The organism is Chryseobacterium sp. UNC8MFCol, assembly GCF_000482305.1.
Lineage (GTDB): Bacteria > Bacteroidota > Bacteroidia > Flavobacteriales > Weeksellaceae > Chryseobacterium > Chryseobacterium indologenes.
In genome coordinates this window covers 236358-261152 of the sequence record NZ_KI535290.1, presented here as the reverse complement: position 1 = coordinate 261152, position 24795 = coordinate 236358, and the positions used below count along the sequence as shown (strand labels likewise).

Genomic DNA, 24795 nt, shown 5'->3' with positions numbered 1-24795 from the left:
ATGAGCTTACACGTAGACAGAAAACAATACGCCAATATATTAGGTCCTACAGCCGGAGATAAAATCAGACTGGGAGACACTGAAATTATTATTGAAATTGAAAAAGATTTTACCCATTACGGAGATGAAGCCGTTTTCGGAGGAGGAAAAACCGTTCGTGACGGGATGGGACAAAATGTTACTGCCAAAAGAAATGAAGGCGTTCTTGACCTTTGTATCACCGGAGCAGTAATCATCGATCACTGGGGAATCGTAAAAGGTGATATCGGAATTAAAGACGGTAAAATCGTAGGAATCGGTAAAGCTGGTAACCCTGATACCATGGACGGAGTATCTCCAAACATGATTATTGGTGCCTCTACTGAAGTGCATGGTGGAAAAGGATATATCGTAACTGCCGGAGGAATTGATACGCACATTCACTACATCTGCCCGCAGCAAATTGAAACTTCTTTGTATAGTGGAATCACTACAATGATTGGTGGGGGAACAGGACCAAACGACGGAACAAACGCTACGACGGTAACTCCAGGGAAATTCAATATGCAGAAAATGCTTGAAGCAGCAGAAGAATATCCGATGAACCTTGGATTCTTCGGAAAAGGAAACTGTTCAGCAGAAGAACCAATAGAAGAGCAGGTGGAGGCCGGAGCATTAGGCGTAAAAATTCACGAAGACTGGGGAGCAACGCCTGCAACAATTGATGCCGCTTTAAAAGTAGCAGATAAATATGACGTTCAGGTTGCCATCCATACCGATACTTTAAATGAAGGTGGCTTCCTTGAAGATACAATGAGAGCGATCAACGGAAGAGTAATCCACACATTCCACACGGAAGGTGCAGGTGGAGGTCACGCGCCGGACATCATCAAAGCGGCAATGTATCCAAACGTATTACCGGCTTCTACAAACCCTACGCGTCCTTACACGATCAATACAATCGATGAGCACTTAGATATGCTGATGGTGTGCCATCACTTAAGCAAAAACATTCCTGAAGATGTGGCATTTGCAGATTCACGTATCCGTCCTGAAACGATTGCAGCAGAAGATATCCTTCATGATATGGGAGTTTTCAGTATCATGAGTTCAGACTCTCAGGCAATGGGCAGACCAGGAGAAGTTATTACAAGAACCTGGCAGACGGCAAGTAAAATGAAGGAACAGAGAGGTGATTTAGCTGAAGATCAGGATAGCGGAAACGATAATTACCGTGCTAAAAGATACGTGGCTAAATACACCATTAACCCGGCGATTGCACATGGTATTTCAGAATACGTAGGATCTGTTGAAGAAGGAAAACTGGCGGATTTGGTCATCTGGAAACCTGCATTATTCGGCGTCAAACCTGAAATGATAGTCAAAGGAGGATTTGTTATCGCAGCTAAAATGGGTGATCCGAATGCTTCTATTCCAACACCTCAGCCGATTATCTACAGAAATATGTTCGGTGCCCACGGAAAAGCAAAATATGGTATTTGTGCCAACTTCGTATCCCAGATCTCTATCGATAACGGAACGATTGCTTCCTATGGATTAGAAAAAATGATCCTTCCGGTGAAAAACTGTAGAAATATTGGAAAAAAAGATCTTATCCATAATGATAAGACTCCTTTAATTGAAGTGAATCCTGAAAACTATAAAGTAACGGTAGATGGTGAATATATTACTTGCGAACCGGCAGAGACACTTCCTTTAACGCAGTTGTATTACTTGTTCTAAGATAAATCTTATCCATAACACCTAACAGGTTTCAAAGACCTGTTAGGTTTATTTAACAACAAAAAAGATAGATCCTATAGAATTTAAAAACAATGATAGAACTACGTTCAGAATGAAATATTTAAATAAAACAGTTTTTTCTCTTGCTGTAGCCGGAATGTCATTACTGTCGTGTAATGTAAGTGCTCAGTTTTTAGGAGGACACAGGCTTAAAAGCGATGAAGAGGGACCAAAGGGGCAATTTATGGTGTACGGTTCTTTGGATTACTCAAAAATCACTACACCATCAAGCAGTAGCAGCACGGTTTCAAGTGCCCCGTTGGGAGTAGGATATTTTATCAATAATAATGATCTCATCGGAGTTAATTATGCGTATTCGCAAAACACTGTAGATCATCATGTCATGTATAAACAGAATGAAGCAGGAGTTTGGTACAGCCCTTCTGTAATGCTTGGGAAGTATTTTGTACTGATCGGGCAAGTGGATGCTCACTATGTTTGGGGGCAACAACAATCAACAACAGCGGATGCTATGCAGAATTTTAACGGATTCCGTCTTCGTGCTTATCCTTTGATCGGGATTTTACTAGGTGGAGGCTGGGCTTTGAAATTCAAATTTGCAGAACTTTCAATGCTTCAGACTAAAACCAAAGAAGAAGGCTGGACGAAAAGCTATGTAGCCGGAATCAGCGGATCAACATTCGGGGTTGGTATTTCTAAAAATTTAGACTTCAGAAAAAAATCGGCTAAAAATGATCATTAATCAAACCATAGGCAATCTTACCGAAAATCCAACGGAAAAGACTATAGATTATCTGGATCTGGAATGGTTTGAAACCACCAAAAGAATCCAACGCAAAAAGACCAGGCAGGGAGTTGATGTCGCCGTCAGATTTCTGAAAGAAGGTCAACGCCTGCGTGAAGGTGATATTCTTTTCGAAGATGCAGAAAAAGTGATAGCCATCAATGTTTTAGAAACAGAAGCTATCGTAATGGCACCGGCTTCTCTTGTAGAAATGGGAACGGTTTGCTATGAAATCGGAAACAAACATATTCCGCTTTTCATTCAGGAGGACAAAGTACTGCTTCCGTTTGAAATGCCTATGTTCAGATGGCTGGAAGCAAGTGGCTTTAAACCGGAAAAACAATCTGTAAAACTGCTGAATCTTCTTAAATCCAATGTAGAACCTCACGGACACGGAAGTCTAGGTTCCACAATTTTTACTAAAATCTTAAAAATGGCTGCTCCAAAAGATGAATAATATGAATATCAATTTTTTATCAGGACTGCTTCATCTTGCGGATCCTACGCTCCCGATCGGTGGTTATACCCATTCCAACGGGCTTGAAACCTATGTGCAGGAAAGGATCGTCCATAATGTGGATACTGCCAGAGAGTTTGTGCAGAACATGCTTCAGTACAATCTTAAATTCAATGACGGAGCTTTTGTAAAACTAGCGTATAAAGCCGCAGAAAAAGGAGATTTGCAGGCACTGATCAATCTGGATAATGAATGCAATTCGATCAAATGTCCCAAAGAAATCCGTCAGGCCAGTCAGAAGCTTGGTCTCAGATTAATAAAGATCTTTAAAAGAAGGGAGAACTTCCCTTTTATGGAGGCTTTTGAAAAGGCAATCCGGAATAAAGAAGCCAATTCTCATTACTGTATCGTCTTTGGAGTCTATGCTTATCTGATGAAAATTCCTTTATACGAAGCACTTCTGGGGTTCTATTACACTTCTGTAGCCGGAATGATCACCAATGCCGTAAAATTGGTGCCTCTGGGTCAACTCGACGGACAGGACATCCTGTTTTCCCTGTATCCGGTAATGGAAAAAACGGTTTGGGAAACGATGGAGCTGGACAGAGATATGGTAGGGCTTTGTAATACGGCTTTTGATATCAGATGTATGCAACATGAAAGACTGTATTCAAGACTTTATATGTCTTAAAAAAACAAATAGGCGGAGGGGCTAATGTGAATAACCTTGCAGAGTGAAACGCCCTGGCGAACTGAAAATATTCACAATCAATCAAAAAATCTTAACGCTCTCAGCGTTAAACAACAACAAAGTAAAATGTAACAAAATGGAAAACAGAAAATATATAAAAGTAGGAGTTGCAGGTCCTGTAGGATCAGGAAAAACTGCATTATTGGAACGTTTAAGCAGAAAACTATTCGGGAAATATGATCTTGGAGTAATCACGAATGACATCTATACAAAAGAAGATGCGGAATTTATGGCTAAAAACAGTCTGCTTCCTCATGACAGAATTATAGGAGTAGAAACAGGAGGTTGTCCTCATACGGCTATTCGTGAGGATGCAAGTATGAACCTTGAAGCTGTAGACGAGCTGGCAGCCCGTTTCCCGGAAATTGAATTGGTACTTATCGAGAGTGGAGGTGATAACCTTTCAGCTACTTTCAGCCCGGATCTTGCCGATGTTACCATCTTTATTATTGATGTGGCAGAAGGGGAAAAAATTCCCAGAAAAGGAGGGCCCGGTATTACCAGATCAGATTTACTGATCATCAACAAAATTGACCTTGCGCCACACGTCGGAGCAAGCCTCGAAGTGATGGAAAATGACGCAAGAAGAATGAGAAAAGGAAATCCTTTCGTATTCACAAACCTTAAAACGGATGAAGGATTGGATAAAGTGATCGGATGGATCAAAAAATATGCACTTCTTGAAGAAATTGAAGAACCGAACTTAGTAAGATAAATGGATAGTCGTTTAAACATTATCGCAGGATTCAAGGGGGGAGAATCATATGTAAAAGATCTTTATGTCTCACTACCGTTCAGAGTAGTTTCTGTAGGACAGAGAAAAAGTGACAAAAAGCTTTATCAGATGGTGATGAGCTCCTCTCCGGGAATTCTGGACGGAGACCATTACCACCTGGATGTAACGATTGAAAAAGGAGCTTCCCTTCAGCTGCAGTCGCAGTCTTACCAAAGACTGTTTAATATGAAAGATAAGGCACTTCAGGAACTGAATGTCACTATGGAAGATGAAACTTCTTTTGCTTACGTTCCGCACCCTATTGTTCCGCATGAAGATTCCAATTTTAAGAGTAAAGCCCATATTCATATCGGGGAAAACAGTCAGATTATTATCAGCGAGATCATTACCTGCGGACGAAAGCATTACGGAGAAGTTTTTAAACTAAAACGCTTCCAGAACATTATGGAAATCTACCACAGAAATAAGTTGATAGTTAAAGATAATGTGGTAATTCAGCCGGATCTGATCCCAATCAGCAGCATTGGTAATCTTGAGCAATATACCCATCAGGGAACTTTAATTTTCTACAGCACAAAAGAGAATGTAGACAAAGACGGCCTGATTGAAGAAATTGTTGAAGCTGCTGCTCATCATCATGCAGACATGGAAGTAGGGGTTTCTGCGATGGAAGAAAACGGATTTGTCGTAAGAGCGTTGGGCCATGGAGGAGAATTGATGTATAATTTCTTTCTTCATGTGCAGGAAATCCTTTGGTAACGCAGAGTAGCCTTATCAAGATTTTAACCCTTTACAAGGCTACTGAAAAAATAAATTAAAAAATGGATAGTACAGTTTGGGCGCTTCTTTTGAGTGCCGTTTCAATAAGTTTTATACATACTGCTTCAGGGCCGGATCATTACCTGCCTTTCATCGTAATTTCAAAATCTAAAAAATGGAGCGGAATGAAAACAGCGATCTTAACCGTTGTCTGTGGTTTCGGGCATGTTTTCAGCTCTCTGATCTTAGGTTTTATCGGGGTGTTTTTGGGGTGGCAGCTGAATAAAATTTCGTGGTTTCAGGATATCAGAGGTAATTTTTCAGGATGGGCGCTGCTTATTTTTGGAGGCGTTTATCTGGTGTATGGCCTTATCCAGGCAATCAGGAATAAACCTCACAAACATTTTGATGTCATGGGTGATGAGGTCTATGTGTACGAACACAATCACAGTGAAATGGTAATGCCTCAAAAAAGAATAAAAGTGACCCCGCTTGTTCTTTTTATGATCTTCGTAATGGGACCCAGTGAACCTTTAATCCCGTTATTATTCTATTCCGGGGTCAAACATTCTATGTCTGAAATTGCAGTTTTGGTGACTTCGTTTACCATCACTACCGTATTGACGATGCTTGGAATGGTTCTTTTGGGACGCTATGGCTATTCAACATTATTCAATACCGAAAAGCTGGAAAGATATATGGGAGTAGTAAGCGGTGCGGTGGTAACAGTCTGCGGAATCGGAATGGTTTTTCTGGGCTGGTAAACGATTTTAAGGGTTTGAGAGCAGAAGCGTTTGAGAGGGAGAATGTTTAAGGTTCAAAGTTTAAAGTTCAGGTTTATCATCCTTTCACTGATGATTGAGGATTTTTTCTTGCTTCACCATTCACTTGCGAAGCAAAATTGATCATTGACCTTTAAGTCTACAATGTCTCTCATCTCTTCGTCTGTTATCTCTCATCTCTCTAATTACAATCATTAATACAATTAAAAAAACTATGGACGAATTTTTCAAAAAATTCCCTTTTCTGGATCATATTTTAAAAGGAATCGGGCAAATCATGCTTCAGGAAAACAGATGGACCGGGTTGCTGTTCCTGGTAGGAATCTTTATGGGAAGCTGGCAGTGTGGAGTAGCGGTGTTGCTTTCAACAGCAGCCGGAACTTTTACTGCAATGAAGCTAAAATATAACAGATCAGAAATTGACGCCGGATTATATGGCTTCAGTGCAGCGCTGGTAGGAGTAGCACTAGCCTTTCTGTTCGAAACTACATGGCTGATATGGATTCTTATTATACTGGGTGGGGCATTGGCTGCGGTTATTCAACATTTCTTTATCCAAAAGAAAATTCCGGTATTCACTTTTCCTTTTATTATCATTACCTGGGTATTGGTGTTTACGTTGCACCACTTTACCCATATTCCGCCATCTGCGATGTTGAACGCTGAGGTAGTTTCTACAAAATATGATGATTTTCTTACCTGTACCAATGGTTTTGGTGAAGTCATATTCCAGGGTGGTGTACTTTCAGGAATGATTTTCTTCATTGCCGTTTTTATCAGCTCGCCGATAGCTGCTTTGTACGGCCTTGCAGCATCGATTCTTGGAGCAGGACTTTCACAATTGAATGGGGAACCTGTAAAAGAGATTCACATGGGGTTATTCGGCTTTAATGCTGTTCTTTCAGCCATTGTATTTTCTGGGATCAAAAAAACAGACGGGTTATGGGTTTTGATCGCTGTTCTTTTAACCATAATTATTGATGATTTCCTGATTGATAATCATTACCTGGATGCAGTAGGGGGAGTATTTACATTCCCATTTGTAGCCGGAACATGGATTACCCTGTTGATTCAGAGAGTATTTCGTAAAGCAAAAGGATAGGCTGGGTTTGAGAGTGAGGGGATCTGAGAGTCTGAGAGCGAAAGGCAGAATCATTCAAAATTCAATAGTGAGACTGTTACCGTTTCAATAGCAATTGACGATTCATTTGCAAAACAAAATTCAATATTGACAAATAAGGTTAAATGCAAATCCTGAATTCCTTGTCTTTCATCTTCGTCTATTATCTTCTCTAATTTATAATTTAACTAAAAACAAAAAATGAAAATAACTACAATAGCAGCGGCATTTCTAATCATGGCATTCAGTGGAAAAATGATGGCGCAGGAAGCAGAAAAGCAGTTGCTAATCAAAGATGCTGATGATAAATTCCCGATTGCGGATGCATTGGTAAAATATGATCACGGAAACAATCACACGCATACAGGATCAGACGGTACATTTGCCATTCCTGTAAAATCTCTTCCGGATACACTGGTGATCAGCCGCCCGGGATATGATGAGGTAAAGTGGGTAATCAGTGATGATGATAAAAATAAAGTTATTTTTTTACAACATAAACCTTTTCAGATTTCTGAAGTGGCTATCAATCACAGCTCGTTCTTATCAGCTATCACAAAAGTGGATTTGAATAAATTTCCCGTAAATTCAGCACAGGACCTGTTGAGAAAAGTTCCGGGATTATTTATTGCACAACATGCCGGAGGAGGAAAGGCAGAACAGCTTTTTTTAAGAGGATTTGATGCCGACCATGGTACCGATGTAAGCGTAAACGTAGACGGAATGCCGGTGAATATTGTATCTCATGCTCATGGACAGGGCTATTCCGATCTTCACTTTGTGATTCCTGAAACGGTTAATAATATTGATTTCGGAAAAGGAGCATATTATATGGATCGGGGTGATTTTAATACCGCAGGGTATGTTGATTTCCAAACATATAACGGGATTAAAAACAGTATGATTAAACTGGAAGGAGGATCTTTTAATTCAAAAAGACTGTTAGGAATGTTCAATATTCTTCATGATGATCTTGGAAGGAAAAATGCTTATATCGCAGCGGAATACAATTATACGGACGGTCCTTTTGATGTAAAGCAGAATTTCAACAGAGTCAATATTTTTGGAAAATATAATCAATGGCTGACGGACAATGATTATTTTAATATTCAGTTTTCAACATTCAACTCTTCATGGAATGCTTCCGGACAGATTCCGGAGCGCGCTGTAGATGAAGGCATCATTGGCAGATGGGGAAGTATAGATCCTACCGAGGGCGGAAAAACTTCAAGAACAAATATTCAGATGAATTTTAAACACGTGATCTCTCCTTCTGAGCAGATTGATGCGATGGCTTTTTATTCAAAATATAATTTTAACCTGTTTTCTGACTTTACTTTTAACCTGAAAGATAAAGATCATGGGGATGAAATTCAGCAGACCGACGGAAGAAATATCTACGGAGCCGAAGTAAAATATACCAAAACGTTCTCTCTCGCCAACAGTTCATTAAACTGGACTTCAGGAATTGGGTTAAGAAACGATGATATCAATACCTTACAGCTTAATCACGTTTATCACAGAGATGTATTATTAGACAGAATGTCTGATGTTACCGGAACAGAGACGAATCTTCATGCTTACTCAGGTCTGGTTTGGAAAACAGGAAAATGGACCATTAATCCAGCATTAAGGGTAGATCACTTTATTTTTAATATGCACAACCTTCTGGATCCTGAACAATTACCTTCCGGACAGTCAAAAGAAGCTACAAGATTAAGCCCGAAGCTTAATTTTTCATACGCCCAGAATGATAATGTAATGTGGTTTTTAAAAACAGGAATGGGATTCCATTCCAACGACTTGAGAGTTGTTGTTCCGAATAAAAACGAAAATACCCTTCCATACTCAATCGGGGCAGATTTTGGAGTAAGACTGCATCCTTTCAAATCCTTGATTATTACTCCGGCAGTATGGTTTATGGATCTGCAGCAGGAGTTTGTTTATGTGGGTGATGATGCGGTAGTAGAACCTTCAGGGAAGTCAAGACGCTTCGGTGCAGATTTGGGAGTTCGCTTCCAGCCATTAGAAAATTTTTATCTGAATGCGGATATCAACTATTCTCATGCCCGGTTTCTTGAAGAGGAAAAAGGACAGGATTATGTTCCGCTGGCTCCGGTCGTGACGAGTACAGGATCGGTAAACTGGGATTTTCTTGATGGTTTTTCATTGGGACTTCAGTACCGTTATCTTGGCTCAAGACCGGCGGTGGAAGACAACAGCATCAAAACAAAGGCGTACTTTGTGAACGATCTGATGCTTTCATACAATCGCCAGAAATGGGGGGCAAATATTCAGTTGAATAACCTTTTTAATGTAAAGTGGAATGAAGCCCAATTTGCGACAGAAACCCAGCTAAAAGGTGAAGCAGAACCTATCACAGATCTTACCTATACTCCGGGAAGCCCGTTTGGAGTAAGAGTAGGAGTGTACTATAAGTTTTAGAGTTTGAGGGTTTGAGGTTTTCAAATTCACACATCCTCAAATTTTCAAATTCTTCGATTTCTACATTACAAATTTTGTCTAATTTTAATTAATCATTACATCAGATATGGAGGTATTATCCAATTTTCAGTATAAAAAGCTTTTTCTCCCCAATATCACTGAGAAAATATTAGCCAATAATGCGGATATACAACTTTATCGCATAGAGAATTATCTTAAGGGAATTCTGATGCCGGTGATTCCGTACCGTACGACTTTTAATTTTATCATTTTCGTGACCAACGGTCATATCAGACAGTACCTTGAAAATAAAGAATATCACGCTGAAAAAGGCGGCGTTATCTTCATCAAACAAGGAACAATAACCGCCACGGTAGAATTATCCGATGATATTGAAGGATTTTTTCTGGCCTATGAAAATAATATCCTTTCTGAGCAGGAGCTCCCCAAACATAAGAGCAGTATCTTCTTCATGACCCCTTTTCTGAATCTGGATAGCTTAACCTACGGAACCATTACCCAGCTTCTTCCGATTATGGAACAGGAACTCTGGTTGAATAACCTCAATATCAACGATGTAGTGGTGACCATGCTTCACCTGATTTTAATCAAGATGCTGAGCACGGATTCTGATACCCATCATAAATCGGCTACACGTCCCATGGAGCTGTCGCTGCAGTTCAGGGACCTTCTGTTTAAGTACCATGTCTGTGAGAAACGGGTAGCTTTTTATGCTGATAAATTATCGGTTACAGAGAGTTATTTGAATAAATGTGTGAAAGGAGTGACTCAAAAATCTCCTAAACAATGGATCAATGAGATTGATATCAATTACAGTAAAGCACTTTTACATTCCAGCAAAGATATTGCTGAAATAGCTTATGAATTGAATTTTCATACCGCCAGCCATTTTACACAGCTTTTCAAAAAGATTGCAGGAATTACTCCGAAAGAGTACAGAACTCAGTTTTTGCAGAACAGGATTAATGGGTAGGCTGAAACTAAAGGCTGGAAGATGGAAGTATTTTACTCTATATATTAAAGTTTAGCCTTTTAAGTGAAGTGGCTTTTAAAAACGACATTCATAACAATAGTGTATTGTAGTACTTCCAGCTTCCCTCTTCCAAACATTACATCTTTTCATTCTCAAGAATCTTGAGGACAAGCTTTTCTTCTCTTGTAAGGTCTGCCTTTCCGTCATTCTCTTCAATGATTTCCAATTCATCAAGGTATTTTTTGATGGTATTGTTTTCGTAAAGATTGATAACTAGTGGATGTACATAATATTTCCTGCATACTGCGGAAGTGTTGCCCAAATGTTCTGCAACAATGTCCAAAGCTTCCTTAACTTTCTTTTTATATTCGGTGTTGCTTTCTGCATATCCTATTTCTCTAAAAGCAATCAGGGCACTAACCGTTCCGGACCAGGTTCTGAAATCTTTAGCAGTAAAATCTTCACCACTTATTTCTTTGATATACTCATTCACCATTCCCGAATCTACAGAATGTCGGTTTCCTTCATCATCAAGATATTGGAAAAGTTCTTTCCCGGGAATATCCTTACATTTCTGAACCAGTCTTGCCAGTCTTTTGCTTCTCAGGTCAATATGGTGCATGATTCCCTTTTTGCCTTTAAATGAAAAAGTAATTTTCTGGCCTTTAACCTGTACATGTTTATCCTTTAGAGTAGTCAGTCCGAATGAGCCATATAACTTTTCATATACATTATTACCGATACGTATATTAGTTCTCTGCATAAGGCTTACAATCAATGCCAGTATCTTCCGTTTTTCAAAGCTCCTTATAGCAAGGTCCTTTTCCATATGAAGTCGCATTTCGGGTAAGGCATAGCCAAACTGAAGCATCCTGTAAAATTTGGTATGGTTTCGCAGGGCACTCCATAATGGATGATAGCGGTACTGTTTTCTTTTTTTGATGTCAAAACCTGTGGCCTGAAGATGGCCGTTATCCAGTGCGCATATCCACACGTTTTCCCAGGCGGGAGGGATCACCAGTTTATTGATCCTGGTAATTTCATCCTTATCTTTGATTTTTTCACCATCCTTATAATAGGAATATTTTTTTCCGGTTTTCTTACGCGTAATTCCGGCGGATTCTGCATCGGTGGTATATACAAGATGTACCGCCTTTGCAGAAGCTTCCGGGTCCTTCATGATTTTAACAATCTTTGATGGCTTTAAATGAGAAATGATCTCTAAATCTGTGTTCTTCTCCATAAAACATGGTTAAGAGTTTTTACCCTTCGAAAAAATCAGTAAAAGAATCACTACAATTACACAGACTAAGAGGATTCCCCACCACATTCCGGCTTTAAAAATTGTTCCTACTGCTTCACAACTTGTTAGTGTCAGCAAACTTAATATGGTTATACTGTAAAAGCTCCATTTTCTCATAGTTCAATATTTTTGGTGTTTATTAAATTCTGCTTCGGTCAGCTCTCCAGTTCTTGATGGATCTTTTGATCTCATCTCCCGAAATATTTTCGTGAAGAGCCTTGTACAAAAGCTCTTTGAATTCGTCATCATAAGCAAAACGAAGGGCTGCAATCTGGTCAAATCTTAATTTCTCAACGGTTTCATCGGAGCTGAGATTGAAAATTTCATAATAACGTTGTCGAAACTCAAGAACAACAATACGGTTCTGGAGCCCCAAAGCATAGTGCTGCCTGATCATTATCGCTAGATAAAAAAGCAGAAAGATCACCACGGAAAACAGAATCCATATCAGCGGATTCTGAGGATCATTCCATATTTTATATAATCCGAAAATTTCCAGTATTATTAATAAAGGAAGGTATATAAAATGATGAGGAGGATAAAATTTCCTGTGATTCTTGTAGTTCTGCTGTTTCATAAGGTAGAACGCTGCAATAATCTTTCCAAAAATCTATAAAAATGATAATGTGGTAGTTTTTTTTAATAGAAATATATTATTTAATTAAATATGTTTGAAATTTTAATGTTTTTGCAGAATTTGTTTTATAAATTTAGAAGTAATTTGTTTTTAACTCCAAAAAACTAAAGTATTCCAAACATTTTGTGCTTTTTATGGTTTTATTTTCCCGCAGATAAAATAGATTACACAGATTTTTTTGCTTCCGTACATTGAACATATATATAATCTATATTTTTAACACTGTAGTTCACTTGAGAAAGTTGATAATGCTACTGAATAGGATAATTTCACTTTAGAGAAAATCGGAGATTTTCAAAAACTTTCGTGTCCTTTTTATGCGTAAAGTTTGTCACTTAAAATACCTTAAGTGTTCAAAAACTTTTGTGCCTTTTGTGGTTAAATAATCAGCAACAGTACTCCGAAAATTACATTATCAGGATTTCAAATAATTATTACCAAAAAAATAACATGTTATAGTGGAAAATAGGGTGCTGATTTAAGCTTTTGACTTTAATTTTTTCGTAACTTTCGGTGTTCAAAAAAAAGAAAAGAATGACTTCAAAGGAAAAAGTTGCTGCGCTTCGTGAAGAAATGCAGAAAAATAATGTTGATGCATTTATAGTATATTCTGCGGATCCGCATATGAGTGAGTATCTTCCTGAAGAATGGCAGGAAAGAGCCTGGTTGTCAGGGTTTTTAGGTTCTGCCGGATTTGTGGTAATTACTAAAGATAAAGCAGGTTTATGGACTGACGGAAGATACTTTACCCAAGCCGCAATTGAATTGGACGGTTCAGGAATCGATCTTTTCAAAGACGGTATTGAAGGTACCCCCAATTATATCGACTGGATTATTTCAGAAATTCCCAATGGCGGTAAAGTGGCGGTTAATGCATTAGCTGCATCCAATGCCAACTGGGAACTCCTTTCTCAAAAATTCAATGCAAAAAATATAAGTCTTATTGATCTTCCGCTTTTAAAACAAGTCTGGACAGAAAGAGGAACGCCTTCTGAGAATCCTATTTACATACAGCCCGTTGAAAGAGCCGGTAAATCGGTAGCGGATAAGCTTTCAGCGATTCGTCAGAAAATGGAGGAGCAGGAAGCAACTGTTCATATTATTTCCAGCTTGGATGACGTAGCCTGGACATTAAACCTAAGGGGAAGCGATGTACAGAGCAACCCTGTATTCCTTGGATACATCGTGATCACAAAAAATGATGCAGTTCTTTTTACAGGCCTTGAAAAAATGGAAGTGGAAGCCAGAAAACAAATGGATGATGCTTTCGTAAAAATGATGCCTTACGAAGAATTCTATACTTATCTGAAAGGCTTCAAAAATGAAACAGTATTGGTTTCTCCAAATACCAACCAACAAATTGTTGAAATGTTAAAAGCAGACAACCAATTCATCAAAGCACCGGTGCCGGGTAACCTGATGAAAGCCCAGAAAAATGATACTGAGCTTGAAGGTTTCAGGAAAGTGATGGTAAGAGATGGGGTGGCTATGGTAAAATTCTTATACTGGCTGACTCACAATGCTGGAAAAGAGGCTATGAATGAATATTCTATCGGTGAGAAACTGAGAGGATTCCGTGCTGAAGGAGAAAACTTTGTAGGAGAAAGCTTCGGTTCTATCATAGGGTATAAAGATAATGGGGCCATCATGCACTATTCTGCCAAGAAAGAAGGCAGCAAAGAGGTAACTAATGCAGAGACTATTCTGGTAGATTCCGGAGGTCAGTATCTTGAAGGTACAACGGATATTACGAGAACTTTTGCTTTAGGAACGGCTTCTGATGAGTTTAAAAGAAATTCAACATTGGTATTACAGGGACTGATCCGTTTATCTATGGTGAAATTCCCGAAAGGAACCAAAGGTGTACACCTTGATGCTATTGCACGACTGCCGCTGTGGATGGAAGGAAAAGACTTCAACCATGGAACAGGTCATGGAGTAGGAAGCTTTATGAATGTTCATGAAGGACCTCAGAGCATCAGGAAAGACCTGAACGCACAGGATCTTCTTCCCGGAATGGTATGTTCGAATGAACCGGGATACTACCTTGAAGGGCATTATGGGATTCGTCACGAAAACCTGATTGCGGTGAAAGACGCAGAAAAAACAATTCATGGAACATTTTATGAATTCGAAACTTTGACATTCTGCCCGTTCTTCAAAGATACAGTGGTAAAAGAAATCCTTTCTGAAACAGAAATAGCGTGGTTAAATGCATATCACAAGACCTGTGAAGAAAAAATAGGCCCATATCTGGAAGGAGAAATAAAAGAATGGTTCTTAGAATTGGTAAGCCCATTGTAATATCCAGATAAATTCAATGAAAAAGCATTGAAATTTAGCTATTAAACAAAATAATTGTTAGATAATTTAAAGTCCTGTAAGTATTACTTGCAGGGCTTTTTTTATCCCACAACCGTATTTTTACGGATAAAATTTTAGGGATTCCCCTGAGACAGAAAATCAAATGGCAGCCTATCTTTGTCTTACCAAAAAACATCATTCATATCTTCATATATAACTTAGTAAATTCAAAACGGTAGTAAGATCATCTCGTCCTGGGGTGGTCTTTTTTGTAGAGGTCAAAAACGGTAAAAAGCGACGGAAGTAAAAGGATCAAGCATAAAATTTTGGGACTTTACAGAAAGTTAAAGTTAAGCAAGGAATTCGATTTCCTTATTGATGAGGGGCTAAGAAAGCGACAAAGTTGCTGATGAAGCTGTATGGATGTGTATGCCCTTAGACAGAATCAGCGAAGTTGATTCCACCCTTTCCCTGTAATGATTCGCAGGAAGAGTGAAGACTTTACGTTATATTTAAATGGGATAGTTTTCAATATTCCAACCTCTCCATCCATTCCCTCGCTTAAACACCCTGATTTAAAAAATTCCTGTTTTTTATTTATTTTCGCAGAAAACAATCAGGAAGCATCAGTAATTAAGAATGAATACAAAAGATTATTTTCAGAGTTTCAATTTATTTTCAGAAAATGAAATAGACGCATTTCTGCAGCTTTTTGAAGTAAGAAAAGTGAATAAAAATGAATATTTTGTACAGGAAGGTGAGAGATGCAAAGAGGTGGCGTTTATAAAATCAGGGATTTTCCGTTCTTTTTATCTTGCTGATGACGGAAAAGATATGACGTATTGTTTCAGGTTTCCCAATACAATGATGGCGGCTTATTCATCATTCATCTCCGATAGTCTGAGCAGGGAGAATATGCAGGCCATTAACAATGCAGAATTGATGGTGTTAAAAAAAGAAGCGGTAGATGAGATGGTGCAGGAAAACATCAACTGGATTAAGTTTTTAAAAATCATTGCCGAACAGGAATACCTTGAACTTGAGAACAGATTTTTTCAGCTTCAAAGAGATACTGCTGCCCAACGGTATGAAACCCTTGTGAGAAATCATCCCGATTACATTCAGAATATTCCGCTTCAGTATCTGGCTTCTTATCTGGGAATTACACAAAGACATTTGAGCAGGATCAGAAAAGAAATTTCTTTTTAGACATTTGTCCTGCAGACCGAGCCTCCAGCGTTCTACTTTTGTCAAAAAAAACGTATGGAACAAAATATTCTTATTGTTGGAGGAAACGGTTTAGTGGGTAAAACAATAGCGCGGATTCTTCAAACAAGAAACCCTCAGTTTACTATTTTTATCGGGGGTCGAAAGGGCGGAAAAACAGGTAAAGACTTAAAAGTTGATGTTACCGATCCCGGTACTTTTAAAACAATTACCGATCATAAAATTAACCTGATTATTCTTTCTGTCAATGATAAATCCGATCATATTCTTCAGTTTGCCATAAAGCATAATATTGACTATCTAGATATTACCAAACCAACTCCTGACCTTGTCCGGGCCTATGACATGGCAACACGTCATGAGGTGAACAGCAGGATTGTATTCAGCTCAGGATGGATGGGAGGAATCGTTCCCGGATTGGTGAATGCTATTTCAGACAATGCAGAGGCAGAGGAAGTGAAGCTTTTCGTGTACTATTCAGTGAAAGATCTCGCAGGAGAAAGTTCAGCTCATTTTATGGCAGAAAATGTAGCCGTTCCTTTTTATCGCTATCAGAATGACCAGCCGGTTTCTATTCGTCACTTTTTGAATACAGAATATTATGACTTCTCTTTTGGAATAGGAAAACGGCAGGCGTATAACTTTGATGTTCCCGATCTGTATATTTTCAATAAAGTAGAAAGGGTTCCGGATGTCAGCGTAAAGATGACCTATAATTCGAAATTCATTACCTGGCTGCTTGGGACTTTTCAATACCTCAGGATTTTTAATATTTTGTCTTTAAAAGAAAGAAAAATGATTTTCGGTTCCAGCGGAAATGGAGATCAGTCGGTTTTTGAAATAGTCGTAAAAGATCAGCAAGGCTATAAAAAATTGAGTTTGCAAAGCACAAAAGGACAAGCGGAACTGACGGCTTTATCAGCGGTACTGCATACCGAAGAACTATTGAGAAATCCTCATCAAAATAAGGTCTATTTCAGCCACCAGCTGCATGAATCATTAGCTTTACTAACCCAGTTGAATTCATATGAAACGATCAATATAAAAATAACACAATGAAAAAAATAGCCATTATCAACGGCCACCCCAATAAAGATTCTTTCAATTTCGGAATGGCAGCCGCTTATAAAAACGGAGCCCAAGAATCGGGTGCTGAGGTGAAAGAAATTGTTGTTAAAGATTTAAAATTTAATCCGAATCTTCAATTCGGTTATCAAAGACGGATGGAGCTAGAACCGGATTTGGTTAAAGCCTGGGAAATTATACAATGGGCTGATCATCTGGTTTGGATACATCCTGTTTGGTGGGGAGGTTTACCTGCCCTTACAAAGGGGTTTGTCGACCGGCTTTTTTTACCGGGAATGGCTTACAAATTAAGGGAAAATTCTGTGTGGTGGGATAAGCTTCTGAAAGGAAAAACAGGTCATATTATCACAACCCTGGATCAGCCGGGTTGGTATTATCGTTTATTCTTCGGAAGACCCAGTGTCAATCAGCTTAAAAAATCAACGTTGGAATATTGTGGCGTAAAACCGGTTAGGGTAACCTATGTGGGGATTATCAGAAATTCTAAAGAGGAACAGCGAAATGGATGGCTGAAGAAAGTTAAAAAATTGGGTCAAAAACAAAAATAATATAAGAATTTTGAAGTCCGGAGCTGGAAGTACTGAATGATATATCTTCCAGCTCCGGACTTTCTGGTTTACAAATTCTCTTTTTACAATCCCTTTTTACCCTCTATCCAGTACGCTTGCGATCTGATGCATCGTGGAGAAACACCCTTCGCTTTTAGAAACTTCCTGATCAATGACATGCGTTCCCCATTTCCTGTAAGGTAGAAAACAATATCATCGTGAGAGACCGCTTCTTTTTCTTCTCTCAAAAAGTCGGTGAGTGCCTCTATCATTCTCATTATGCTTTTTTTAGGACTGTGGTATCCGTATAAATTCAGTTTTTCAAGCGCAGAACATTCTTCCAGCTCGTGAAGGCATACAAACAGCGCACCGTTTTCTTCTGCAGCTTCTCTGATGGAAAGGGAACTACCCAGCGAAGTCTCATCACCGATAGAAAAATGGACTTTTGAACCGGGTTCAAAAAAACGTTTTCCTCTTGGCATCAATATTTTTATAGAGTCGCCTTGAGATAATCTCGTAACAAAATTACTTCCTGCCGCAGTATCATCATGCACATGGAATAATACCTCAAAGGTTCCTGCTTCTCTGTTAAAATTAAAAGGGGAATAATTACGGAAATCTCTGTCATTGATTCGTATTCCGATGGCGTAAGCAGGTTCAAACTGGACATCCTGCAAATCGGATTCAAAACGGATTTTTTTAAGATCTGCAGTAATATTTTCTATATGAACGACAGTACAATCTTTAAATTTTGAGGACCAGACATTTTCTACAGTGTCGTTAATCCATTTTGGTAGGCTTGGCATAAAAAATTTTCTTACAAAGGAAGCTTCAAATTTAAAATATTACCATAGCGGTTTCAGGGAATTGATTGGATATTTCGTGGTTGAACAGAGAGAATAAGAATATAGGATAACCTGCTGTACGTCCGGCGCCCAACTTCCAGCTTCTTTATTGCTTTCCATTTCCCTTCCTGAATTCCGAAGGTGACTGGTTTTCTGTTTTTGAAAATAAGCGTGTAAAATACGTGTGATCTGCATATCCCAGGTCATAAGCTATCTCCTTTACGGTAAGATGGGTAAACGCCAGCAGTCTTTTGGCTTCCGTTAAAATCTCATGATGAATCCAGTGTTGTACGGGTTTTCCTGTTACCTCACGGACAACTTCCGTGAGGTAGCCTCTGGAAATATTGAGCATTTCGGCATATTCGGATGGACTTTTCATGGTTTTGTAGTTTTTTCTTACCATTATCCTGAAGGCTCTTGTTAGTTGTAAAGAACGGTTGTCTCCGATAGAACGGGAGATATTTTCCTGTGAATACATCACCGCAAACATCCCTAAAAAGGCATTAAGTAATGATTGAACGACTAAAAATCCTTCTTTGGAAGAAAGCGCTTCATCAGTATAAGACGCGTGAAGCATGGCTGCTGCAGTCCTGATTTTTTCGATCCGGTTTTTATTAAGACTCAGAGGTCGTATTCCTTCCAGAGATTCTTCAAAAACAGAACGCACAGCATCCGGAACCAGATCTGCTTTTACCGCAACAAACCATCCGTTGACCTCTTGCATGAGGATGCCCTGATGTACCTGCCCGGGTAACACACAAAAAATAGCGGATCCTTGCGCTTCAATCATATTAAAATCAACCATCATTTTGACATGTCCGCTTTCCATACAGGTGAAAATGTAGTGGCTGTCCCGATGTATTCCTTTATCCATAAGAATATCTTCTGTGCTTTGAGTACGAAGATCCATTCTTTTGATATGAAATCGGTGCTCCGAAATATCTTTTAAATCATAAGTAGGAATTGTCTTCATCTTGTTTAAACCGGTTTCACAAAGCTACAATATATGTTTGGCTATTTAGCCTTTGAAAAAGCCATCTTTATTGCAAGATAGGTGAGTACGCTTGCCATAAACCATTTCTGAACCTTGATCCACACAGGATTGTTTGAAAAAAATGTGGCAACTTTGGCTGCAGTAAGGACGATGATGAAATTAACAGTGAAACTTAGTATCACCTGCACAATACCCAATTCTAAACTCTGAGTAAATACCGATCCGTATCCGGGTTTAATGAATTGAGGAAAAAATGATAAATAAAACACAGCCACTTTAGGATTAAGAACATTAGTTAAAAAGCCGACAGTGAATAGTTTTTTAGGACGATCATATGTGCCGGTATGGTCTACTTCAAAAATATTTCTGCTTTTAGGTTTAATGGCCTGATAAGCCAGATACAAGAGATAAATTGTTCCTGCCGTTTTAAGAACCGTATAAGCGAATGGAACGGCCAATAATACAGCTGTAAGGCCAAAAGAAACCATAATAATGTGAAATATAAAGCCACAAATGACTCCCGTCAAAGAAATAAATCCTGATTTTTTACCTTGCGTAATTGATTTTGAAATCAAATAAATCATATTGGGACCTGGGCTGATGGCAAGAATAAGTGCTGCCAGCATAAAGAACGGAAGGTCGTGAAGTGGGATCATAGGCGGTTGGTGTACTAAAGATCTGATATGGGTACAAAGATACGTACTGTTTGTGATCTGATTTTAAAAAAAGATACTCCTATTCTTTTTTTGTAATGTTTAAGTATTAACTGATGAATCTGAATTTTCGATTCTCAGCTCAGGCAAGTCTTTTCTTTTCCGCCAGAAGAAATAGGCCACAACCACGGTGGCAATGGGAAGTGCAATTCCAAACTCATCAATATAGTAATTGGTATTTCCGGTTTCTGTGGTAAACGGTGTAAAAATAGACTGGATAAAAAGATTATGGCTTGCATGTAAAAACACTCCGGTCCAAAGGCTGCCGGATTTCAACCTTAGCCAGGTGAAAATAAAACAGCAGGTAAATATCATAATGGTAAAGCAGGTCAAAGCAAGCCATTTGGGCCCGCCTGTATTATAATTTGAAAATAATAACAAAGGATAGTGGTACAATGACCAGATGACTCCCATCCATAGTGAAGTAGCAGTATATGAGTTGATTTTTGCCAGTTGTGGAGTCAGAAGTCCGCGCCAACCGATTTCTTCACCCAAAGCAGATCCTACAGATCGTACCATCCCGAAACTGCTCATTAAGATAACATATAAGACAATTGTTAATCCGTCAGACAGTTCCCAACCCATTCCTTTTCCGATTTCCTTTACGAATTCGTGATTGTAGAAGCCACCGGCTCCGGTGATCCAGATGATCAGATAAGGGATAAAAGCATAAAGAAGAGGAATACAGTAGGCCATTATCTGATATTTGGTATTTCCCCATTTCCAGCCCAATGACGATATCGGGATTTTCCTGATCCTACAAGTGAGAAGAGCTGCTATTGCCGGACACCACATTACGATGGTTGCATAAGAGATTATTCCGCCACCCAGTTTTCCGGTGCGGATGCACATATAGTAGACAGGAAGACAAAAAAACAAAGTAAGTATCAGATAAGTGGCTATATTCTTGCGGATTTCCGTGGTAGAAGCTGGTGTTTCCATAGGTTGATCGGGTTTAATTGATAGTTGGTGTTGGGTTGATGAATTTACGTTTATATTAGATAATAACAACATTTAAAGCCTTGATATTACATGGGTTGTGTTAAAAAAAAACTTTTAAAGAAGAATAAAAGCTTTTTTTATTAAGTTTGTGAAAAGCTCTACCGGTTCCGGAAGATCACATTGATTGCTGCTGACAATCGATGCCATCCAATGATAGGATACGTAAGCTTGAATAATTAAAAATAGAAAGTTATGTGGCAATATTATCTCATGTCCGGAGCTGGATTAGGATTGTTGATCCTCGCTGTGTTTAGTCTCAAAAATACCCTTTCATTTTTGAAAAAAGCAGAAAGAACAACCGGAACGGTAACTTCATTACGTATGATTGAATCAGATGGAGAAGTATATTTACCGGTTTTTACGTTTCAAACCAGAGATCATATTGAATATACCTATGGTCTGTCTGAAGGAAGTAATCCTCCTGCCTGGACGATAGGCGATACGGAAACAATTATATATGATCCTGAAGATCCTTCCCATGCAGGTTTATACACCTATTTCAGAATTTTTGCATGGCCTCTTATATGGATTTCTATAGCTTTGCCGCTATTGGTGATCGGAGGCGGATATTTTGTTGCAGAACAGTATTTAAAATAGAAGCCAATATCGGTAAAAGGCAGATAAAGGCTATAAATTGATAAAAAAGAGTGCAATTTTCTGCACTCATTTTTTTACTTTACCTTTTCTAAAAGATATAACTTAGCTCCGGAAAATGCCAGTTTAGGCATTAAATTACCTTCCAGAACCATCGTTTTATTATTTACGTCAATTACAGAAATATAATTGTTGGAATTGTATTCAATATAGTTCTCTTTTTCTTTGGTGGCCGGATTTTTTCCAAATTCCATCGAATATTTTACCCAGTCTTCTTTTTCAGAGCTGCAATGTACAGGCTGGAATTTTGATTTTTTAGCTTTAAAAATAATCTGGTCATAGCTATCTGTACACTCTGAAGTAAAAGTGCTTTCAGGATTCTGATCTTTAGAGAAATCTTCAAAAGAACCACGATATACGCCTACTACTTTCCAGGTTCCGTCTAGACGGTCTTCATCTATTTTTCCTTTTGCTTTGCTTACTGCCCAGCTGATACCGTTCACCGTTCCTTTTACTGCTTTATAGCTTACATTTACGGCTCCTTTTACCACTTTTGCAGCGGTAGATACAACGCAGGAGTTTAATACAAGTACGGCCGAAGCCAGAAATAACATTTTTTTCATATCATCAAGTTTTACTAATACGCTGCGAAGATAATATTTTAATAATTAGAAAAAGCAAGATTAAAATATGCTCAGATTATATTGCTTTACCAGATCTAAAATCATATGATATCCCGCAGATGAATTGCCGTGTTTATCCAAAGAAGGGCTGAAGACACCGATTCCCATTTTTCCTGGAACACTTACTGTGATTCCTCCACCGACACCGGATTTGCTCGGTAAACCTACCGTTCTGGAATATTCTCCACTGAACTCATACATTCCGGCAGTGAGCATTTGGGATTCTATTAATTGGGCAATTTCAGCATTTTTATAGGTAGTATCTCCGTCAAAACGTACACATTGATTGGCAAAGAAATAACCGATTTTAGCCAGATCTTCAGCAGTGACCTCAATGGAACATTGTCTGAAATAATTGTCAAGCTGATCCTCATTTCCTGAGATCAGACCACTGTTTTTCATAATGTAGAACATTCCTCGGTTTCGATGACCGGTGGTTTTTTCAGATTCGTACACAGATTTACTGTAGTCTATTGTTGGGTTTTTGGTAATATACCTCACCATATCCAACACTTTTGTAAACGGCTTTTCGCCGTCTCCGGAAATTAAAGAAGTGGTAAGAATAGCCCCGGCATTCATCATCGGGTTAAGTGGTTTGCCCATGGTTTCAAGATTGGCAAAATGATTAAAAGGCTTGTCGGTTCCGTAATAGCCCATTTTATCAAAAATATGGGCTTCACCTTTTTCATTCACAGCAATCATCAATGCAATAATTTTTGAAATACTCTGCATGGTAAATTTCTTACTTACATCACCGGTATTATAGACTTTTCCGCTTTTATCCACTACTGAAAAGGCAATAGCTTTAGCATCCATTTTCCCTAATTCAGGAATATAATCGGCCACTTTACCTTCGGTATAATAAGCTCTGTTTTTTTCCAGAATGCTGCTCAGGGTCTTTTCAGAAATTGCAGGAACCTCTGCCGTTTTCTGAGCATACGTCATTGTATTGAAGGAAAGAAAGGTTGCGAAGACAATTCCCTTTGTGGAAAGTAAAAAGCTATTTCTTATCATAAAAATCTGTTTCAAATAAAATATTAATGTATACCTCAAGAAAACAAAGATAAAATATTTCATCTTCTGAGAGCTATTCTTCTTTGCAATATCCGTTCCATCCCGGGCCAATTGATAAAAATACCAAGATACCTCTTTGGGAAGATGCTTATTTGGAAAGCAATATTCAATCTATTTTGCTATTTGTTTTATAAGATCTTCAATGTTCAATGCTGGGTTTATAGCTAATAAAAATAATATTCCCTCGTATTTTGTAATAATTTCAAGAGCTGTTTTTTTTGATTGGCTGTCATTATCTTTGGCATCTATCAGTAAGCTTTCCATATTGCTGTAAAATTGGGTAACTTGCTCTTTAAAATGAGGGAGAATACTAAAGGCCTCAAAATACATAATATAATAGGAAGACATTCCATTTTCAGTAATCGCTAAAATTTGCGGAATAAAATTCAGGTAGAATTCCTGGATTTTAGTTTCAATCTCTTTGATGGTCAATTCAGACTGCCTGTAAGCGTTCCAGTCTACAGCAGTGTAAAATTGTAAGAAATACTGATTGATAACCTCTTTATACAGGTCATTTTTATTTTTAAAGTGATGATAAAATGCTCCTTTGGAAAATCCTGATGCCTCTACCAGTTGTTGCATAGAAGTATTATGAAATCCTTTATTGATAAATGTCTGGTACGAGACCAGAAGTATTTTTTCTTTTGTTTCCATTATTTAGCTGTCATTGCTGCAGTGGTTGCAAATATAATAATACCCAGCCCTACGACAATAGCAACACCAATAAACCCATACATGGATCTCGAAAATTGCTGTTGGTTGGGTGTATTTTGAAGTCTTCTGGCTTTCCGTACAGCGTACAGAAATAGAGGAATAGACAGCACTGTTCCCAAAAATTCTAAATTAAAAAGTAGAGTAGGCATTGCTGTAGGAGACTGTGGAAAGATCGCAAGCAAATCGATTGTGTAAACGATAAAGTAACTGATTCCACATATATATGCTCCTTTATAAGCCCACTTCCATTGCTTACCTATACAATAAATTAAAAATAAACTTACTATTCCCAACAGGGTCAGGAAAGAGTTGAAAATCCCTAAAGTGGCTGCTGAAATGTGAGAAAAATCCCTTGATTCAATAAACCCGCCGGGAATCATAAGGGTTAAGTTCACTGCTGATAAAAAAAGAAGCAGCTGGATGCGTTTTGTTGTATTCATTGTTTTCTTATTTAGTACCGACCGTTCGGTATGTAAAAGTAAAATTAATATTTTATCCTG

Annotated in this window: 25 protein-coding genes; 15 read left to right on the top strand and 10 right to left on the bottom strand. The window is 38.4% G+C overall.

Features of this window, described 5'->3' with window-relative positions:
- The 10 genes from ureC to M030_RS0115425 all read left to right on the top strand — a co-directional run bounded on the left by ureC (position 1) and on the right by M030_RS0115425 (position 10571).
- Entirely contained in the window at positions 1 to 1722 is a 1722-nt protein-coding gene (gene ureC, locus M030_RS0115470; RefSeq protein ID WP_027374324.1) for an urease subunit alpha, read from the top strand.
- A 112-nt stretch (positions 1723 to 1834) separates the two neighbouring features.
- Entirely contained in the window at positions 1835 to 2485 is a 651-nt protein-coding gene (locus tag M030_RS0115465) for a hypothetical protein (RefSeq protein ID WP_027374323.1), read from the top strand.
- Positions 2475 to 2984, top strand: coding sequence for an urease accessory protein UreE (gene ureE, locus M030_RS0115460; RefSeq protein ID WP_027374322.1), 510 nt, complete (start codon positions 2475 to 2477; stop codon positions 2982 to 2984). Before M030_RS0115465 ends, ureE begins: the two co-directional genes overlap by 11 nt.
- Before the next feature lies 1 nt (position 2985).
- Complete coding sequence (locus tag M030_RS0115455) at positions 2986 to 3675, top strand: urease accessory protein UreF (protein ID WP_027374321.1); 690 nt, start codon at positions 2986 to 2988, stop codon at positions 3673 to 3675.
- Positions 3676 to 3811: 136 nt separating this feature from the next.
- A complete protein-coding gene (ureG, locus tag M030_RS0115450) occupies positions 3812 to 4450 on the top strand; it encodes an urease accessory protein UreG (protein ID WP_027374320.1) in 639 nt (212 codons plus the stop codon).
- A complete protein-coding gene (locus tag M030_RS0115445; RefSeq protein WP_027374319.1) occupies positions 4451 to 5230 on the top strand; it encodes an urease accessory protein UreD in 780 nt (259 codons plus the stop codon).
- A gap of 62 nt (positions 5231 to 5292) precedes the next feature.
- Entirely contained in the window at positions 5293 to 5994 is a 702-nt protein-coding gene (locus M030_RS0115440; RefSeq protein WP_027374318.1) for a membrane protein, read from the top strand.
- Between the two features lie 232 nt (positions 5995 to 6226).
- Complete coding sequence (locus tag M030_RS0115435; protein WP_027374317.1) at positions 6227 to 7114, top strand: urea transporter; 888 nt, start codon at positions 6227 to 6229, stop codon at positions 7112 to 7114.
- A 219-nt stretch (positions 7115 to 7333) separates the two neighbouring features.
- Positions 7334 to 9577 (top strand): TonB-dependent receptor, encoded by a 2244-nt coding sequence (locus M030_RS0115430; RefSeq protein WP_027374316.1) that lies wholly within the window; start codon positions 7334 to 7336, stop codon positions 9575 to 9577.
- Positions 9578 to 9683: 106 nt separating this feature from the next.
- Positions 9684 to 10571, top strand: coding sequence for a helix-turn-helix domain-containing protein (locus tag M030_RS0115425; RefSeq protein WP_027374315.1), 888 nt, complete (start codon positions 9684 to 9686; stop codon positions 10569 to 10571).
- A 136-nt stretch (positions 10572 to 10707) separates the two neighbouring features.
- Here the strand turns inward: M030_RS0115425 and M030_RS0115420 are convergent, their stop codons facing one another.
- The gene (locus M030_RS0115420; RefSeq protein WP_027374314.1) at positions 10708 to 11814 is read right to left on the bottom strand and encodes a DNA topoisomerase IB; all 1107 of its coding nucleotides are present in this window, start codon (positions 11812 to 11814) and stop codon (positions 10708 to 10710) included.
- 199 nt (positions 11815 to 12013) lie between these two features.
- A complete protein-coding gene (locus M030_RS0115415; protein WP_027374313.1) occupies positions 12014 to 12451 on the bottom strand; it encodes a DUF6526 family protein in 438 nt (145 codons plus the stop codon).
- A gap of 594 nt (positions 12452 to 13045) precedes the next feature.
- On the opposite strand from M030_RS0115415, the gene M030_RS0115410 reads away from it, so the two are divergent.
- The 4 genes from M030_RS0115410 (at position 13046) to M030_RS0115390 (ending at position 17676) form a co-directional block, all read left to right on the top strand.
- On the top strand, positions 13046 to 14815 hold the full coding sequence (locus M030_RS0115410) for an aminopeptidase P family protein (protein ID WP_027374312.1): 1770 nt from the start codon (positions 13046 to 13048) through the stop codon (positions 14813 to 14815).
- Between the two features lie 639 nt (positions 14816 to 15454).
- On the top strand, positions 15455 to 16024 hold the full coding sequence (locus M030_RS0115400) for a Crp/Fnr family transcriptional regulator (protein ID WP_027374311.1): 570 nt from the start codon (positions 15455 to 15457) through the stop codon (positions 16022 to 16024).
- Between the two features lie 54 nt (positions 16025 to 16078).
- Positions 16079 to 17101 carry a saccharopine dehydrogenase gene (locus M030_RS0115395; protein WP_027374310.1) on the top strand — a complete coding sequence of 341 codons (1023 nt, stop codon included), beginning with the start codon at positions 16079 to 16081 and terminating at the stop codon, positions 17099 to 17101.
- Positions 17098 to 17676, top strand: a complete 579-nt coding sequence (locus M030_RS0115390; RefSeq protein WP_027374309.1) for an NAD(P)H-dependent oxidoreductase — start codon at positions 17098 to 17100, stop codon at positions 17674 to 17676. The genes M030_RS0115395 and M030_RS0115390 overlap by 4 nt, the downstream gene beginning before the upstream one ends.
- 83 nt (positions 17677 to 17759) lie before the next feature.
- Here M030_RS0115390 and M030_RS0115385 read toward each other — a convergent pair whose 3' ends face one another.
- The 4 genes from M030_RS0115385 to M030_RS0115370 form a co-directional block, all read right to left on the bottom strand.
- Positions 17760 to 18482 carry a siderophore-interacting protein gene (locus tag M030_RS0115385; protein ID WP_027374308.1) on the bottom strand — a complete coding sequence of 241 codons (723 nt, stop codon included), beginning with the start codon at positions 18480 to 18482 and terminating at the stop codon, positions 17760 to 17762.
- A gap of 145 nt (positions 18483 to 18627) precedes the next feature.
- Entirely contained in the window at positions 18628 to 19494 is an 867-nt protein-coding gene (locus M030_RS0115380) for a helix-turn-helix domain-containing protein (RefSeq protein WP_027374307.1), read from the bottom strand.
- A gap of 41 nt (positions 19495 to 19535) precedes the next feature.
- Positions 19536 to 20171 (bottom strand): LysE family translocator, encoded by a 636-nt coding sequence (locus tag M030_RS0115375; RefSeq protein WP_027374306.1) that lies wholly within the window; start codon positions 20169 to 20171, stop codon positions 19536 to 19538.
- Positions 20172 to 20270: 99 nt separating this feature from the next.
- Positions 20271 to 21170, bottom strand: coding sequence for a CPBP family intramembrane glutamic endopeptidase (locus M030_RS0115370; RefSeq protein ID WP_027374305.1), 900 nt, complete (start codon positions 21168 to 21170; stop codon positions 20271 to 20273).
- Between the two features lie 252 nt (positions 21171 to 21422).
- On the opposite strand from M030_RS0115370, the gene M030_RS0115360 reads away from it, so the two are divergent.
- Positions 21423 to 21827 (top strand): DUF3592 domain-containing protein, encoded by a 405-nt coding sequence (locus M030_RS0115360; RefSeq protein WP_027374304.1) that lies wholly within the window; start codon positions 21423 to 21425, stop codon positions 21825 to 21827.
- Positions 21828 to 21901: 74 nt separating this feature from the next.
- Here M030_RS0115360 and M030_RS0115355 read toward each other — a convergent pair whose 3' ends face one another.
- From M030_RS0115355 to M030_RS0115340, 4 genes are all read right to left on the bottom strand, one after another.
- On the bottom strand, positions 21902 to 22447 hold the full coding sequence (locus tag M030_RS0115355; RefSeq protein ID WP_027374303.1) for a hypothetical protein: 546 nt from the start codon (positions 22445 to 22447) through the stop codon (positions 21902 to 21904).
- Positions 22448 to 22507: 60 nt separating this feature from the next.
- On the bottom strand, positions 22508 to 23521 hold the full coding sequence (gene glsA / locus M030_RS0115350; RefSeq protein ID WP_027374302.1) for a glutaminase A: 1014 nt from the start codon (positions 23519 to 23521) through the stop codon (positions 22508 to 22510).
- Between the two features lie 171 nt (positions 23522 to 23692).
- Positions 23693 to 24235 carry a TetR/AcrR family transcriptional regulator gene (locus tag M030_RS25025; protein ID WP_027374301.1) on the bottom strand — a complete coding sequence of 181 codons (543 nt, stop codon included), beginning with the start codon at positions 24233 to 24235 and terminating at the stop codon, positions 23693 to 23695.
- Positions 24235 to 24735, bottom strand: a complete 501-nt coding sequence (locus M030_RS0115340; protein ID WP_027374300.1) for a hypothetical protein — start codon at positions 24733 to 24735, stop codon at positions 24235 to 24237. Before M030_RS0115340 ends, M030_RS25025 begins: the two co-directional genes overlap by 1 nt.
- Positions 24736 to 24795 lie beyond the last annotated feature (60 nt).